Genomic DNA, 16,904 nt, shown 5'->3' on the forward strand with positions numbered 1-16,904 from the left:
GGATGGATGACGAAGCTGCGGCCCACCATCTTTTCATACCAGACCCAGTTGCCCGGCGGGGTGATGGCGGCGCGGTGCACGACGATCGCATTGCCGCCCGCGCGCATATAGGCTTCGAACCGGCTGCGCTGAGCGGCGCTGAGTTCCTCGCCCGGCGTGTTCAGGAACATCACCGCGGCATAGGGGGTGAGATCGCCGTCGAACGTCTCGGTCCTGTTGGTCCAGACCAGATCGAAATCGTGCAGCTTCGCGAGCCTTTCCAGACTGTCGCGGGCGATGGGAATATATTCATAATGATATTTGTTCGGGATCGCGAGCACCAGCAGCCTGAACTGCCCTTCCGCCCAGCCGGCCGACGCCGTCATCAGGGCAAGAAGGGCGCAAAGCGGCCGGGCGAGGCGTGTCATGCCGGGCCTTTCAGTCGATATGGGCGGCATAGAGCGCATGATGTGCCAGCATGAAGAGGCTTTTCCCGTCCGGCCCGCCGAACAGCAGCTGGAGCGGGCGTTCGGGAACATCGATCCGGCCGATTTCCCTGCCGTCGGGGGCATAGACGAACACCTGCCCGTTGGCGACATAGACGCGCCCCTGCGCGTCGGTGGTGACGCCCTCGCCCCCGCGTTCGGCAAAGACCCTGAGATCGGTGATCGCCCCGCCCGCCCCGACCTTGCCGCTATAGGTGCGGTTTTCAGAGCCATTGGTCAGGTAAACCCGCTCGCCCGGCCGGCCCTGGATGAAGCCGTAGCTGTCGAGCGAGTCCGAAAAGCGCAATCCGCGATGGTCGGCGGGTCCTTGCGCAAAGACTCGCCAGGCCGGCAGGACGATGCTGCCGTCGGGGGACACATATTCGCGTGCCTTGGGCAGCGCCATGTCGCGGGCGAACATTTCGGCAAGGGTGGTGAACTGATAGCTTTTGGGGTCGATCTGGTCCCGGAACTCGCCATTATTCCACCAGTTGACCGGCAGCACCGTAGCCGTGCCGGGATGGGATGTGGCCGGTGTCGGCTGGATCACCGTCAGCTCCGTGTCGGGTGCGCCGGGCGTCACGCTGTACACTGTCCCATTCCGTCCGTAGGAGGACAGCACCAGCAGACGCCCCGACCGGTCCACTGTCAGATTGACCGGATCGAGCGACGCGTCGCGGATGATTTCGAGCTTGCGGTTATCCGACCAGCCCCAGATGCGCTGGAAATGGCGGTCGATGAAATAGAGCTTGCCCTGCGCGTCCGTTGCCGCGCCGCCGATCGAGTGGAAGCCGTCGGCCAGCTTTTCGACTCTGGCGCCTGCGAAGGTGGAGGGCGCGACCGGCTCCGGTCTGGCGGGCACGTCAAGCACGGCGAACTCACGTTCCCGCACATCGATGCCGTGCGTGACGTCGCGAACGGCATTTTCAAACGGAAATTTGGTGAGCCGCAAAAAGGTCGCGCAGCCATTTTCGTCGCAGGTGCCAAGGCCGCTTTCGCCGTTCACATGGACATTGCGGAACCGGATGTCGTGCGAATTATAGAGCGTCACCGCAGCCGGGGCGGCCTTGCGCGTGCGGGTTACGCGATAGCCATGGAAATTGGCGACCAATATGTTGCGGGAATCGCGGATTTCCAGCGCGACGGCATCGCCGCTTTCGCCCGCTTCGCCTTCTGTCTGCGGCGCCAGCAATTCCCAGTTGGCGACACGGTTGAGGCCGATTTCGGTGCGCACATGATGCTCGACCGAGGCCTGAATGAGACGGCCGGGGGTTTCCGTGTCCGAAATCAGGATGCCGGGATTGCCGAAGGTGCTGGGGCTCCAGATATTGGCGAAGGTTCCGCCGCCGCCCCGCGTGACCCAGAGGCTGGCATATTGGCCGTCCCAGCGCCGCGCCGCATCGGGATCGGCGGTGGCATTGTTGTTATAGGGATTGGCGCGGCTGCCGTCGTAGAGATTGGTGCCGTGGCCGCCCTGAAACTTGACGTCGTTCACCATCGAATTGGCGCCCGCCATCCACAACAGCGCGGTCGCGCGCGGATTGGCGCCGTTGCTGTTGAGGCCCAGCCCCGCCACGATCGCGTCGCCGCCCTGCGCGCTTTCGACCAGCGCCTTGGGCGCGCCGACCCCCTGATAGGCGGGCGTGCCGTCCGGCAGCACGATCTGCGTCAGGCTGGGATGCAGGCCCAGCAGCACCGTATCGGGGCGCAGGCGCAGCGTGTCGCTGACCCTGTAGAAGCCGGTCGGCAGATAGACGACGCGATGGCTGTCGATCGCCTTTTGCAGTGCGGCGGTATCGTCGGTCCTGTTGTCGCCCTTCGCCCCCAGGGAACGGGCGCTGACCCATTCGGAAACCGGCGGAAGCGGGCGGATGGCAGGTCCCGAAGGCGCGGGCAGGCTTGCGATGCCATCCGCCTGCATATCGGTCTTGTAATCGCCCATCCGGCCGAGTCCCGGCAGGGTCAGTCCATGGGTGAAGGACGTGACCTTATATGCGCCGCCTTTGCCTGCCACGGTCCGCCCGCTCTCCCGAAAGCGCGCGAAGGTGGGTGTGTTCGCCGCGAACACATTCTGGAAGCCGATCTGCGTGTAGACATTCTTCTCATTGGAGATGATGACGCCGGCTTTCGAGACATTCTCGAACCGGACATCCTGTCCCCACAGCCAGTCGCCATAGCCCCGGTCGATCTCGATCCCGACGGGCGTGTCGCGGATTGCGACATTGACGAGCGTCAGCCCGGCCTCATGCTCGCGAATCGCAGCGTCGCGCTGGCCTTCGAAACTGGCGTCGACCAGCGCGAAGGGCCAGGCGGGCGAGGTCTTTTCCGCAAGGATGCCGTAACGGCCGCCCTTGAAATGCAGGTCTTCGGCCTCGTTGGCGACATGATAGAGGCCCGCGAGACCGGAACCGATGTCGAAATCGGCATGGCTGACGAAACTATGCTGGGCAGAGTGGAAACGGATCGCGGTCGCGGCTGGATTGCCGTCCATGATGCGGAAATCGATATTGCCGAGTGCGGAGTAAAATGTGCCGGGATTCGCGTCGGCGATCGCCTTGTTGAAGGGCACGCTGCCCGCAGGCGGGAAGGCTGCGGGCGGGCTTTCCCTGTCGGTCTGCCTTGCGCTGCCGGTGAAGATCAGCATATGCGCGACGCCGCGCTGGAAGCCGGGCGTCCTGGCGCCCAGGAGGATCACCGGCCGCTTTTCGCCGATGCCGAAAATGCGCACGCCCGGCCAGAGGAAGAGGGTGCGGCTGATGCGATAGGTCCCGGCGGGCAGGAAGACGATCCCGCCGCCGCCCTTTTCCGCCGCCCTGTCGATCGCCTGCTGGATCGCGCCGCTGTCGTCGGCGCGGCCGTCGCCCACGCCGGTCACGCGGATCGCGCCGGGTTCGTCGGGCGCAGTCGCATAGACGGAAGGGGATGCCGAAGCTGTTTGCGCTGCCGCCAGCAGCAGCATCGACGCACAGGCTCCACCCAGAATCTGTATGAAAATGCGGGGAGGAGCGCATTTCTGTCCGGTGCAGCCATGCGCCGCAGGGCGCATTTCCAGACAGGCTCTCAATCCTCGGTACATCGTCATGCTCCGGTTACAAGAAGTCCCGGCCGGTGAAGGCCGGGACGAGGTGGGGGAGGGAGGGGGCGGAGACTAGAAGTTGAAGCGGACGCCTGCGCGGTAGATGCGACCCAGCGTGTCGTAGAGCGCCGGATTGATGTCCAGGCCCGTGTTGGTTTGCGGCGCGGCAACCGGATCCTTGTCGAACAGATTGTCGACCTTGCCGTAGATCGACAGATTGTCGCCGATCTTGAAGGTCGCGCCGATGTCGACGTAGAAGGCGCCCTTCATCTTGTTATAGTCGATGGTGGGGTGGTTGCCGGTCGATACCGGGCACGATGACTGGCAGACGACATATTGGTTGCCGAAGGTGCCGTCGCTGATCCAGCGTTCCTGCACCGTGAAGCTGAACCGGCCGCTGTCATAGGTCTGCACCGCCAGCCACTTCCAGTCGGGCGTGTTGCCGTTGTTGGCGCCCGCCTGATCGACCGGATCGACGCCGGCGATGCCCGCATTGACGATGAACTTGCGGATATGCGTGCCCAGTGCGCGAATCGTGAAGCTGCCCGGCAGGCCCAGCGGCTGCTGCCACTGGTAGCTCGCCTCGATATCGAAGCCGCTCGTCTTCCAGGAGGCAAGGTTGAACGGCTGGACGTTGACGAAATTGGTGCCCTGCGGCCCGTCAAGCTGGAAGCCGCCGCAGAAGGCCTGATTGCCTTCGAAGCAGAAGCGGACGATCTGGTCCGCCGACAGGGTGGATACCACGCCGCTCAGCTTGATGTTGTAATAGTCGAACGACAGGCTGAGGCCCGGCAGCCATGACGGCCGCGCCAGGACTATGCCCAGTTCGGTGTTCCGCGCCACTTCCGGCTTCAGGTTCGGGTTGCCGATGGTATTCTGGAAGACCTGCACCGCCTGATTGCGGAAGGGGTCGTTGAAGTTGGGCAGCGTGGTCACCGTGGGCGCGGCGAACAGTTCCGACAGATTGGGTGCGCGCACGTCGCGCGAGGTCACGGCGCGCAGGCGGATGCCGTCGAGCGGCGTGTCCCAGGTGCCGCCGACCTTCCACGTCCAGACCGTGCCCGACGTGCTGTAATGGGTTCCGCGGCCAGCGGCATTCAGGTTGGCGCGGCCCAGCGTATCGGAGTTGAGAAGCGGCAGGTCGACTTCCAGATAGCCTTCATAGACTTCATACTTGCCGCGGCCATTCTTGTAATTGCCCGCCGCCCAGTTGCTGCCCTGCGCAGAATTGAGCAGCGGGTCGGCCGGATAGTCTTCGCTGTTCGGGCTCAGGGCCGACACGCCCGCGCCATAGGGGTCGGCGTTCACCCGATAGAATTCGCGCCGATATTCGCCGCCGAACGCGACCGAAACCGGACCCGCCCACAATTCGAACGGATTGCCCGAGAAGTTGAGGCTGGCGACGTCCTGCGTCAGCTTGGTGTGCTGAAAGGGGCCATTTTCATGCGGCGCCACATAGGCGAGAGCCGCTGCCGACGGCGTAAAGCCGCCGAAGATGTTGATCGGCTGGCAACCCGCCGCCCGCGCCGCCGGATCGGCGCAGACGATCGCGCCGTTCAGCGTGATTGCATTGGTGGCCGCGACATAGCGGTTCTGCAGAACGATGTCGCGGACGCGGATGTCGGAAATGGTGATGCCATGTTCATAATAGGCGTCGTAATTCCAGTCCGTCCCGCCCAGGGCAAACTTGCCCTTGAGGCCGCCGACGAAGCGATACTGCTTGCGATCGGTATTGACCTTGGGATCCGGGAAGGCGCCGTTGCTGGTGCCGAAGCTGAACTGGGTGATGCCTGCGGTGGCGCAGCGATCGCGCACCAGCTGCGGCAGGAAGGGATTGGCGCACTGGACCGTCAGGCTCGGCCGGTTGTAGCCGGGGCTGGGCTGGTTGCTGGTCTTTACCTGCGCTACGTTGACGGTGACATAGGCTTCATTGTCGTCGGCGAAGTCGTAGCCGATCCGGGTGTAGCCGTTGATCCGTTCCAGCGCCGATTTCAGCGAGGCGCCCGAACCGGGTGCGCCGGACAGGTCGCCGCCCTCGCAGAAGCTGTTGCCGCGGTAGCAATTGGAAACCTGCCCGTTGCCGAGCGGCTGGCCGTTCGACCCATAGTTGAAATTATAGGGTGTGCCGTTCGCGTCGAAGGCGATGCCCTGCAACGGGCCGTTGTTGATGAGACCGTAGCGCGCATACTGATAGGGTTGCGCATAATCGCGATAGTTGAACTGGGGCAGGCCGTTGTTGGTCTGGCCGGTGTTCATCAGCGTCGTCGCGCGATACCAGTCGCGGCTGCCCGCCAGATCGGTGCCGAAATCGCCTGCGCCCACGCCGCCTTCATGGTCATATTCGCCGCTCACCACGACATGCAGGCGGTTGTCGAGGAAGGACTTGCCCCAGGCCGCCTGGACCAGCCCGGTTTCATCATCGCCATATTTGGTGATGCTGCCCAGGATGTTGCCCTTGAACCCTTCGAAGCGCGTGTCGGTGATGAAGTTGACGACGCCGCCCACCGCGTCCGACCCGTAGGAGGCGGATGCGCCGCCGGTCACCACGTCCACCCGTTTCACCAGCAGTTGCGGGAACATGCTGATGTCGGGCACGCCGGTCACGTTCGCGCCCACGACCCGCTGTCCGTCCAGCAGGGTCAGCGTGCGAATCGGGCCAAGGCCGCGCAGCGAGAAGGAACTGAGGCCCTGCTGGCCGCTCGACGTGCTGAACGTGCCGGTCGATGCGCCGGTCGATCCCTGAAGCGAGGGCAATTGCGCGATGGTGTTGAAGATGTTGGGCTGCGCATTGCTGGCGATCTGCTCTTCGCCGATCACCGTGGTAGGGGTGGGCGCGTTGAAGCCGCTGGTGGTGATGCGCGATCCCGTGACCACGATGTCGGCATTGCCTGCGGCTGCCTGGCCGGTCGTTTCGGTCTGCAGTGCGGCAGCTTGCGTCTGGGACGCGGGCGTCGTCTGGGCCTGCGCCATGCTGGCGAACGCCATCACGGCGAGACTGACGCTGCTGAGCTGAATTGCGGCTTTCATTGGTCCTTCCCCTTATTTTATCCTTCGGCTCCCCTCCCGGAGCGAGCCGCGCTCATGGTGAGCGATCCTCTCAAGATTATCGTGGCGGCCCTTTCATCGCACTTACGACATAGGTCGTAGGTGCCGCTTTCAGGGCTTGGCCGCGTAGAGCGCGTGGTGCGTCAGAATGAACAATGTGCGCCGGTCAGCCCCGCCGAACAGGATCTGCAACGGGCGTTCGGGCACATCGATCCGCCCCATTTCCCTGCCGTCGGGACCGTAGACGAAAATCTGCCCGTTCGCGACGAACACGCGCCCTTGTCCATCGACGGCGACGCTTTCGCCGCCGCGATTGGCGAAGGGCTTCAGATCGGTCAGTGCGCCGCCCGATCCGATCCGGCCGCTATAGGTGACATTTTCCGATCCGTTGGTGACGAACAGCCGCTCCCCGGCCTTGCCGCCGACAAGCCCGTTGGCGTTGAGGCTGTCGGACCAGCGCCAGCCGGTATGATCGGCCGGTCCCTGCTGCCACACGCGGAACGCGGGCAGCGACAGGCTGCCGTCGGGCGAGACATATTCCTGCGCCTTGGGCGTCGCCGCGTCGCGGGCGAACATCTCCGCCAGCGTCGTGAACCGATAGCTTTTGGGATCGAGCTGGTCGCGAAACTCGCCATTATTCCACCAGTTGACCGGCAGCAGCGTTCTGGAAGCCGATCCGGCGCGCATCGGTGTCGGCTCGATCAGCGTGAACTGATCCTTCGGCCCGTCCGGATCGAAGGAATAGACGCCCGCCTTCGGTCCCAGCGACGACAGCACCAGCACATGGCCGGACGCATCGATCGCCAGATTGACGGGGTCCAGCGCATGATCGCGCACGACCTCCAGCCCCTTGTCCTCGCTCCAGCGATGGATGCGCTGGAACCGCCGGTCGATGAAATAGAGCGCGCCTTTGGCATCCACCGCCGCGCCGGAAATCGACCAGAAGCCATCCTCCAGCTTCTCCACCGCCGCGCTGCCGGGGGAGGGAGAAGCGATGGCCCGGTCCACGGCGCCGATGTCGAGCTTGGCAAACTCGCGTTCGCGCACGACGCGTTTGTTGCTCAGGTCCTCGATCGCATTGTCGAACGGATATTTGCTGGCGCGCAGGAAGGTGCCGCACCCTTCATCGTCGCAGGTCGCAAAGCCGCTTTCGGCATTCACATGGACGTTGCGGAACCGGATGTCGCCCGAATTGAACAGCTTCACGGCGCTGCGGGCGGGATGATAGCTGCGCGTGACGCGATAGCCATGATAGTTGGCGAACAGCAGGTTGCGCGAATTGCGGATCTCCAGCGAGACGGCGTTGGGGCCGTCGCCCACTTCCTGTTCCGTCTGGGGCGCGAGAAATTCCCAATTCTGGACATTGTCGAGCACGAATTCATTGCGGGCGTGATGCTCGACCGACATTTCATAGACATGGCCCGGCGTGCTGGTGTCGGTGACGTAGAATCCCGCCTGCGCGAAGCTGTTGGGACTCCACACGTCGGCAAAGGTGCCGCCGCCGCCGTCCGTCACCCAGATGCTGGGATATTGCGCGTCCAGACGCGCGTCCGTCACCGGATCGCCGGTATGGACGCTCATCGTCCCCAGCGTCTTGCCGTCAGCGGTAGGCGTGCCGCCGCCGCCCATGATCTTGACGTCCTCGACCAGACTTTGTTCGCCGGACCGCCATAGCAGCGCCGAGGCGCGAGGGTTTACCCGGCCCGTGAACAGGCCCAGACCCGACAGGATATTGTCCCCGCCCTTCGGACTTTGCAGGATCGGCAGCACCGTGCCCAGACCGGCATGGCGCGAATTGCCGTCCGGAACGTAAAGCTGCGTGATCGCCGGATGCAGGCCGATCAGCACGCTGTCCGGGCGCAGCTTCAGCCCGTCGGTGACCTTGTAGAATCCCGCCGGAAAATAAAGGATTCGATGGCCGTCGATAGCCCGTTGCAGCGCGGCGGTATCGTCCGCCCGCCCGTCTCCCATCACGCCCAGCGTGCGCACATTCACCCAGTCCGCCATGGCGGGCAGGTCGCGGATGGCGGGCGCGCGGGGGGCGGGCAGGGCAGGCAGAGCCTCGATCGCCGCTTCGGTCGCATAGTCGCCCATCTGTCCCAGTTCCGGCACCGCCAGCCCGTAGGAGAAGGACGCGACCTTATAGGCCTTGCCCTTGCCGTCCACGGTTCGGCCGCTGTCGCGGAAACGGGCGAAGGCTGGTGTGTTCGCCGCCAGCGCGTTTTCAAAACCGATCTGGGTGAAGACATTCTTCTCGTTGGAGATGAGGACGCCCGCCCGGCTCACATTGTCGAAGCGGACATCCTTACCCCAGAGGGAGTCGCCATAGCCGCGATCCACTTCGATGCCGACCGGCGTGTCGCGAATGGCGACATTGACCAGAGTGAGGCCGGCTTCATGTTCCCTGATCGCCGCATCCCGCTGCCCCTCGAAGCTGGAATCGATCAGCGTGAACTGCCAGGCGGGGGAGGTCTTTTCGGTGACGATGCCATAGCGGCCGCCCTCGAACCGGACATTTTCGATGACGTTGCCCGCCTGATAGACCCCGGCAAAGGCCGATCCCAGACGAAAGTCCATATGGCTCAGAAAGGCGTGCTGGGCCATGCGGAACCGCACTCCTGCGGCTGCCGGATTGCCGGGGCCGATCTCTATGTCGACATTGCTCATGGCCGAATAGAAGGTGCCCGAATTGGCGTCCCGCACGATACGGTCGCGGGGAACGACGGTCGGCACGGGCACCGGCACCTTGCCCACCTGATACTGGTCGCCCCCGCCAAAGACGATCATGGTCGAAACGCCTTGCTGGAAGCCGGGCGTGCGTGCGCCCAGCAAGATGACGGGCCGGGTCGGTCCCACGCCATAGAGCCGCACGCCCGCGGGCACCACCAGCGTCCGCGTAATACGATAGCGGCCCGACGGCAGGAAGACGATGCCATGCCCGGTCGCGTCGCGCGCCTTGTCGAGCGCCTGCTGGATCGCGTCGCCGTCGTCGCTGCGCCCGTCGCCCTTTGCCTTGACGGTGACGGCATGCGGCTCGTCGGGCGCCACTGGGAACACCGACTGCCCCGCCGCCCGGGCCGAAGCCGGTCCTGCCAGAACCGAAGCCGCCATCAAAGCCGCCATAATGCCGCGTCCGATCATCGACCCTCTCCCAGCCATATTGATATCGAATCATGCTGCGTTCGGGATTTCAGCATGTTCCGAGCCGGCAGGCGATCGCGCCTGCTTGGAAAAATGCTCTAGATCGCGCCATCCCGTCTGGCACTTGCGACAAAGGTCGTAGTTTTCATGCCCTTGCCCCCGCTTCTATAGCGAGGCCGGATCAACCTCTGCGAGAATCCTGCCTTGCCCGCCGCCATCGACCCTTTGCCCGTTTCTCCGCTCGCGATCATCCTGATGGGGGTCAGCGGTTGCGGCAAATCGACGCTGGGAGCGTTGCTGGCAGAGGCGCTGCACTGCCCCTTTCTGGAAGGCGACGATTTCCACTCCGCGCAAGCCGTCGAAAAGATGCGGGGCGGCTGCCCGCTGACGGATGAGGATCGCTGGCCGTGGCTCGACCGGCTGGGATCGGCCATGGATGCGGCCGTCGCGGAACATGGCGTCGCGGTGGCCGCCTGCTCGGCCTTGCGCAGGGGCTATCGTGACAGGCTGCGCGGCGCGATCGGCGCGCCCGTCCGCTTCATTCTGCTGGAGAACAGCCGCGACCGGCTGCTCGCCCGGCTTGCCAGCCGCCCCGGCCACTATATGCCCGCCAGCCTGCTGGAAAGCCAGCTTGCGACACTGGAACGGCCGCTGGCCGAAGAACAGGCGTTGATACTGAACACGGATGACGCGCCCGCCCTTTTGCGCGAGGCCATATTGCACTGGCTGCGCTGAGCGGGTTTGTTTGGAAATGCGCTCTCCCGCGCATTTCCAAAACTAAGGCATCAGCCGCCGCCGCCCCTCCCATAGATGCCAGCGCATGGCGAGCGCTGCGCCCTCCGGGTCCTGCGCGCGTATGGCGTCCACGATCACCTCATGCTCGCGCAGCATGGTCGCGATCACTTCGGGCGGTCGGGACCGGGAAATGTCGACGCCCGCCCGCATGATCTTTTCGACATCCCCCCAAAGTGCGTCGAAGGCGATCAGAAAGGCGGGATTGCCCGTCGCCACTGCGATGCGGCGGTGCAATTCCCGGTCCTCGGCATGGGCCGGTTCGCTGGACAGCAAGGCGTCCCTCAGCATCGCCATGCCTTCCTCTATATGCGCCATCTCCTGGGGGGATCGCCGTGTCGCGGCCAGCCGCGCAGCCTCCGCTTCCAGCACGAAACGGACCTCGTAGCTGCCCAGGGTAGTCGGCAGTTCGCTGAGCGGCATGAAGGCGGCCAGCCGCTCGGACGGGCGGCTCTTGACGAAGGAGCCAGCGCCTCGCCTCGCCTCGGTTATCCCGTCGGACGCCAGCCGCACCAGCGCCTCGCGCACGATGGCGCGGGACATGCCGAACATTTCGGCCAGACGCGCTTCGGACGGCAGGCGCGCGCCTACTTCCAGTTCCTCGGACTTGATGATCTCGACAATGCCCGCATAGGCCTGATCGGAAAGGCGTGCCTGGTTCATCGCTGCCCCCTCCTAAAAGATGCTGCTGGCCGCAAGTACCAACAGCAGCCCCACCACCGCGACCACCGTTTCCATGATCGACCAGGTCCTGAACGTGCCCGCCATGTCGGTGCCGAGATAGCTTTTCACCAGCCAGAAGCCGGGATCGTTAACATGGGAAAAGAAGAGGGATCCCGCGCCGATGGCCAGAACCATCCATTCCGGCTGCACGCCCGAAGCGGCCACCAGGCCTTCCATCACTCCCGCGGTGGTGATCGTCGCGACCGTTGCGGACCCCGTTGCGAGCCGGATGCAAACCGACACGCCCCAGGCGAGCAGCAAGGGAGAGATGGCTCCCCCATCGGCCAGCCTGACCAGCATGTCGGACAGACCAGCCGTCACCAGCACCTGTTTCAGCGCGCCGCCCGCGCCGATTGCCAGCAGAATGCCGCCGGCCGGCGTCATTGCCTCGGCCCAGATCGCGCCCTGAATGGAGCGGTCGGTGATCCGGCGGCCGAAAAGCAGGGGCAGAGCGGCCAGCACGGCGACCAGCAGCGCGACCACCGGATCGCTGACCCAGTCGAGCCAGCGGAAATGCACGGCAATGGCAGGCGGCAGCAGGGCGACCGCCTGTCCGGCCGCAATCAGCACGACCGGCAACAAGACGGCCGTCAGCGCGCGGGCGACCGAGGGGGTGGCGACATCCACCTTGATCGGCTCCAGCAGCGGAGCGCTCAACTTCACACCCGGCGCGGTGAAGCGTGCCAGCACCGGGCCGGCGATGATGGCGGTCGGTATGCCCACGATCAGGCCGTAGAAAAGCGTCAGTCCCAGATTGGCGCCGAGCGCATTGACGGCGAGCAGCGGACCGGGATGCGGCGGGACCAGCGCATGGACGACCGACAGGCCCGACAGCGCGGGCAGCATCAGCCGCAGCTTTGCCGTGTCGTCATCCAGCCCCCTGGGCAGCGCCGCGGCGGCCGAGGCGACGATGGGCAACAACAGGACAAGGCCCGTTTCGAAGAACAGGGGCAGGCCAATGACGATGGCGGTGAACAGGCTGGCCCAAGGCGCACCCCGGACGCCCGACAGCCGCAGCGCTGCCCGCGCCAGCCCGCTTGCCCCGTCGGACAGTTGCAGCATGGCGCCCAGACCCAGCCCCAGCGCCACCACCAGTCCGGTTCCGCCCAGGATCGCTCCTGCGCCCTTTTCCACCGCCTTTGCCGTTTCCGCCATGGGCAGGCCTGCGAGCAGGCCAACCGCGAATGCGCCACAAAGCAGCCCGACAAAGGGATGGAGCCGCCCGCGAATGATCAGGGTGATGGACAGCGCGATCCCGATCAGGGCCGACAGCAGCAGCCGGACGTCTTCCGCCGTCACCGGCCGATCCCCGCGCCGATGGCGGATCGGCGCGCGGCCGGATGGCATGACATGCGCCGACGAAGCGAAACCTTCATCCTCTCCCTCCCATTTTCCGACAGTCAGCCGGCGCCTGCGCTATCCGGCTCGATAAAATCTGTTGGACAGATTATAAGTCGATTCCGGCGAAAGACTACGAAATTTATCGATTTTGGGAAAATTTTTCTTGAACCTGTCAGACCAGTTCAAATAAGATAGCGCTAACGCGAATCCTTGGAGATTTAGTCTCAACGGTCGTAAAACAGGAGAGGGAAGATGGATTTCGGCACAGGCCTGCACGACATTCTCGATCGCCCTGCGCAGGATTATCAGGACGAAGCTGATTCCGGACGAGGCGGCACGCCGCCCCATCTGACCCCGACGCAGATGAAGGTTCTGCGCTGCGTTCATTCGGGATTGCTCAACAAGCAGATTGCCTATGAGCTGGGCATGGCCGAGGCCACGGTGAAAGTCCATATGACCGCCCTGATGCGCAAGCTGAACGTGCGCAATCGCACGCAGGTCGCCGTGGTCGCCGGCAATATGGGCTGGCATCTCGCTGCCTAGGGCGTGGAACGCAAGACCTGTGCCGCGCCGGGAATGAACAGGTGCCCCGCGTCGATGAAACCCGGCGCATTCTCGTGCAGGGTGAAGGGCGGCTGCCTTTATCCTCCTTCAGTCGGGCTGAGATGCTGTGGCTCCGACGGCTCGCTGAACGGCGTGACGAGCATGGAAGAAGAACGCGGCGCTTTTTCCCGTTGCCATCCTGTCACCCAGGTCACCCGGATCCTTTCGATGAGAGGGCGTGTCAGTCGGCCCGGAAATGCACCTGATTGGCCTTGATTACCGCCTGCGTCCGGCTCAGCACGCCCAGCTTCTGAAGAATGGCGGACACATGCGCCTTGATGGTGGTCATAGACACGCCCAGATCATGGGCGATCTGCTTGTTCAGCCGTCCCCGCACCAGATGGGCCAGCACCGTCTTCTGCTGCGGCGTCAGGCTGTCGATGCGGCGGACGATTTCATCCTCCTCGGCGGTGGGGGCGACGCTTTCGCCCATGGCTTCGGGCAGGTAGATTTCGCCCGACACGACGCGGTGAAGCGCGTCGACAATGGCGCTGCGCTTGAGCGACTTGGGAATGAAGCCCGCCGCGCCTGCCGCCAGCGCTTCCTGCACGATGGCGCGGTCGAAGGCGCCCGACACCATCACCACGGGCAGGATCGGGAAACGGTCCCGCAGCAGTTTCAGCCCGTCGAGCCGCCGGACGTCCGGGATGTTGAGGTCGAGCAGGATGAGGTCGAAATTATCCTGCTTTTCCAGCGTGGCGATAGCCTCGTCCATGCTGGCGGCTTCGAACACCTCGATATTGTCGAAGCTGATCGCGATGACGCTGCGCAGGCCGTCGCGCACCAGCGGGTGATCGTCGACGATCAGCACCCGCTCCATGATCGGCGCGTCCCCTGCAAATGTGCCGCTCATATACTGGCCCACCCCTCGCCCCGGATCATCGGACAAGTCAGGGGACGAGGCAAGCCGCATCGCACCCGGCGGCATGGCCGAAACGGTCTGCACATAATTGCCGCGTCCCATGACGATCATCTCGCTATCCTTTACTTGGGCAACTTGAACACCCAGAGCGAACCGCCCTGATTGATGTCCTTGAAGCTCTTGGCAACCTCTCCGCCCCAGAGGGGGACCGCGCCGCCCCAGCCGGACATGACGGCGACATATTGCTCGCCATCCTGTTCCCAGGTCACCGGGCTGCCGACCACGCCTGAGCCGGTCTGAAACTTCCACAACTCCTGTCCGGTCTTGGCGTCGAAGGCTTTCAGATAACCTTCGGGCGTGCCCGTGAAGACCAGATTGCCCGCCGTCGAGAGTACCCCGCCCCAGAGCGGCGCCTTGTTCTTATATTCCCAGACGATCTTGCCGGTCCTGGGGTCCATGGCGCGCAGCGCGCCGATATGATCCTCGGCAATGGGCTTGATGGTGAAGCCCGCGCCCAGATAGGCTGCGCCCTTCTTGTAGGCGATCGGCTCGTTCCAGATGTCCATGCCCCAATCGTTGGACGGGATGTAGAAGAGGCCGGTGTCCTGACTATAGGCCATCGGCATCCAGTTCTTGCCCCCCAGGAAGCTGGGGCTGGCGAAGACGGACGATCCCTTGGCCGCTTCGCCCGGTGCGCCGGGGCGGTTGGCATCGACATAGTTGGGACGGCCTGCCTTGGTGAAGCCATCGGCCCATGTCGTCTGCATGACGAACCTGTTGGCGCTGATGAACTTGCCGTTGGTGCGGTCGAGCACGAAGAAATAGCCGTTGCGGTCAGCCTTTGCGCCCAGCTTCATCGGCTTGCCGTTGACGGTCGCGTCGAAGGGGATGAACTCGTTGACGCCGTCGAAATCCCAGCCGTCATGCGGGGTGGTCTGGAAATGCCATTTGATGACGCCGGTGTCGGGATCGATGGCGAGGGTCGAGCTGGTGTAGAGATTGTCGCCCTTGCGCAAATGGCTGTTCCAGGGCGCGGGGTTGCCCGTGCCGAAGAACAGCAGGTTGGTTTCCGGATCATAGGTGCCGCCCAGCCAGGTCGCGCCGCCGCCGGTCTTCCACAGGTCGCCGGTCCAGCTTGCGTTGGTCTTGCCGGTGACGCCGTTATCCTTGCCGCCCAGGGTACCCATATTCCCCTCGATGGTCGGGCGGCGCCAGATCAGTTCGCCTGTGTTGACGTCGCGGGCTTCCACCGCGCCGGTGATGCCGAACTCGCCGCCGGAGTTGCCGTAGATCACCTTGCCCTTCACCACCATCGGCGCGGCGGTGGCGGAATAGCCCGCCTGATAATCGGCGGTCTGCTTGTTCCAGATGACCTTGCCGGTGTGACGGTTGAGCGCCACCATATGTGCGTCGAGCGTAGCGAAGATGATCTTGTCGCCATAGATGGCTGCGCCGCGGTTCACGACATCGCAGCAGGGCATGATCGCTTCGGGCAGGCGGGCGTCATATTGCCATTTTTCCTCGCCGGTGCGGGCGTCGAAGGCAAAGACGCGCGAATAGCTGCCGGTGACGTAGATGGTGCCGTCATAGACGATCGGCTGGGCTTCCTGACCACGCTGCTTTTCCCCGCCGAGCGAGGAGGCGAAGGCGGGAACGAGCTTCGCGACGTTGGAGGCGTTGATCGTCTTCAAGGGGCTGAAGCGCTGCGCCTGCGGACCCATGCCATAGGTCAGAACGTCGCCCGGCGTCGCGGCGTCGTTCATGAGGTCGGCGTCGGTCGGCCCTTCGGCCAGCAGCGGCGCGGCGGCCAATGCCAGCGTCATGGCGGCGGCGCCGGACAACGCACGTATCTTACGTCCTTTCATATGATCCTCCCTCTGTTGCAGGGCGTGTTCGGCGCCCCTTCCCAAATTTGAGATTATTGCGCTGATCGTGCGCAGCAATTGGACCTTTGGTCGGCTGGCGCCCGCCTCCCCGTCTCTCGCTGGGGAGGGTCCGGGGATTACCCCGCCGCGACGGCGGGGGTCCATTCAACCCCATAGGGCGCAAAGAGTGCCTTCATCTCGCCGCTCGCCGTCATGGCGGCGATGATCTCCTCCACCGCATCGCCGAGGGTGCGGCTATTTTCCTTCACCGCCATGCCGATATCCCAGCCGGGCGAGGTGAAAGCGGGCAGCGGCCCTTTCCGCAGGGAGAGCTTCGCGCCGCCGCCCTGCATGGCTTCCTCGATCTGCGCGCGGCTGGCGAGCACCGCATCGGCCTTGCCCGATGCCACGGCCGCGACCGCTGCGGAACCGCTGGAATAATGAGCGACATCTTTCGCCAATATCCCGCCAAAGGACCCGATCAGGTAGAAATCGGGAATACTGTCCAGCTCCGCCGCCAGACGATGCCCGCGCCAGGCGGTCGGCGGCGCTTCGAGATCGACGGCGTTCTGCAATCCCGCAAAACGGAAGCTCTCGCGATAATAGGGTGCGATGATCGCCACCTGATCATTGCGCGCGGCAAAGGTTCGATCGAAGGGAATGTGCAGCATCAGATCGCCCGGTGCAAAGCCGAGCAGTCCGCCCTTCCACACGCCATGGCGCAGATCATCATCGACGCTTTCGTCCGCAGCCAGCTGCGCAACGTCGGCGCGCACGCCCAGCTTTGCGGCAATGGTATTGGCGAGATCCACATCAAGGCCGGTGAGCTTGCCGCCTTCCTCCCATGACCAGGGGCGGTTGTCCTTATAGACCACCACCCGCAGCACGCCCAGATCCTTGACCTTGCCCAGTGGGGCTGCCCGGGACATCCCCGGCAGCAACCCCAAAGCCAGTGCGGCACTCCCGCCAAGAAGGCATCGCCGGCTAATCAT

At 64.3% G+C, this 16,904-nt stretch carries 11 protein-coding genes; 2 read left to right on the forward strand and 9 right to left on the reverse strand.

Features of this window, described 5'->3' with window-relative positions; translation table 11 throughout:
- The 4 genes from ACFC3J_RS04450 to ACFC3J_RS04465 form a co-directional block, all read right to left on the reverse strand.
- Positions 1-407: ThuA domain-containing protein (locus tag ACFC3J_RS04450; RefSeq protein WP_375195001.1), on the reverse strand; the 407-nt coding region annotated here is incomplete at its 3' end.
- Between the two features lie 10 nt (positions 408-417).
- Complete coding sequence (locus ACFC3J_RS04455; protein WP_375195002.1) at positions 418-3,423, reverse strand: glycosyl hydrolase family 28-related protein; 3,006 nt, start codon at positions 3,421-3,423, stop codon at positions 418-420.
- 189 nt (positions 3,424-3,612) lie between these two features.
- Positions 3,613-6,567 carry a TonB-dependent receptor domain-containing protein gene (locus ACFC3J_RS04460; RefSeq protein WP_375195003.1) on the reverse strand — a complete coding sequence of 985 codons (2,955 nt, stop codon included), beginning with the start codon at positions 6,565-6,567 and terminating at the stop codon, positions 3,613-3,615.
- A gap of 129 nt (positions 6,568-6,696) precedes the next feature.
- On the reverse strand, positions 6,697-9,726 hold the full coding sequence (locus ACFC3J_RS04465; protein WP_375195050.1) for a glycosyl hydrolase family 28-related protein: 3,030 nt from the start codon (positions 9,724-9,726) through the stop codon (positions 6,697-6,699).
- Positions 9,727-9,930: 204 nt separating this feature from the next.
- On the opposite strand from ACFC3J_RS04465, the gene ACFC3J_RS04470 reads away from it, so the two are divergent.
- A complete protein-coding gene (locus tag ACFC3J_RS04470; RefSeq protein WP_375195004.1) occupies positions 9,931-10,461 on the forward strand; it encodes a gluconokinase in 531 nt (176 codons plus the stop codon).
- A 42-nt stretch (positions 10,462-10,503) separates the two neighbouring features.
- Here ACFC3J_RS04470 and ACFC3J_RS04475 read toward each other — a convergent pair whose 3' ends face one another.
- Together ACFC3J_RS04475 and ACFC3J_RS04480 are read right to left on the reverse strand one after the other, a co-directional pair.
- Positions 10,504-11,181, reverse strand: a complete 678-nt coding sequence (locus ACFC3J_RS04475; protein WP_375195005.1) for a FadR/GntR family transcriptional regulator — start codon at positions 11,179-11,181, stop codon at positions 10,504-10,506.
- A 12-nt stretch (positions 11,182-11,193) separates the two neighbouring features.
- The gene (locus ACFC3J_RS04480) at positions 11,194-12,540 is read right to left on the reverse strand and encodes a gluconate:H+ symporter (RefSeq protein WP_375195051.1); all 1,347 of its coding nucleotides are present in this window, start codon (positions 12,538-12,540) and stop codon (positions 11,194-11,196) included.
- A 294-nt stretch (positions 12,541-12,834) separates the two neighbouring features.
- On the opposite strand from ACFC3J_RS04480, the gene ACFC3J_RS04485 reads away from it, so the two are divergent.
- Positions 12,835-13,125 (forward strand): helix-turn-helix transcriptional regulator, encoded by a 291-nt coding sequence (locus ACFC3J_RS04485; protein ID WP_375195006.1) that lies wholly within the window; start codon positions 12,835-12,837, stop codon positions 13,123-13,125.
- Between the two features lie 241 nt (positions 13,126-13,366).
- On the opposite strand, the gene ACFC3J_RS04490 is transcribed toward ACFC3J_RS04485, so the two are convergent.
- The 3 genes from ACFC3J_RS04490 to ACFC3J_RS04500 all read right to left on the reverse strand — a co-directional run bounded on the left by ACFC3J_RS04490 (position 13,367) and on the right by ACFC3J_RS04500 (position 16,904).
- The gene (locus tag ACFC3J_RS04490) at positions 13,367-14,158 is read right to left on the reverse strand and encodes a response regulator (protein ID WP_375195007.1); all 792 of its coding nucleotides are present in this window, start codon (positions 14,156-14,158) and stop codon (positions 13,367-13,369) included.
- 11 nt (positions 14,159-14,169) lie between these two features.
- On the reverse strand, positions 14,170-15,912 hold the full coding sequence (locus ACFC3J_RS04495) for a methanol/ethanol family PQQ-dependent dehydrogenase (protein ID WP_375195008.1): 1,743 nt from the start codon (positions 15,910-15,912) through the stop codon (positions 14,170-14,172).
- Positions 15,913-16,049: 137 nt separating this feature from the next.
- The gene (locus tag ACFC3J_RS04500) at positions 16,050-16,904 is read right to left on the reverse strand and encodes a substrate-binding periplasmic protein (protein WP_375195009.1); all 855 of its coding nucleotides are present in this window, start codon (positions 16,902-16,904) and stop codon (positions 16,050-16,052) included.

Source organism: Sphingobium sp. (assembly GCF_041987595.1).
Classification (GTDB): domain Bacteria; phylum Pseudomonadota; class Alphaproteobacteria; order Sphingomonadales; family Sphingomonadaceae; genus Sphingobium.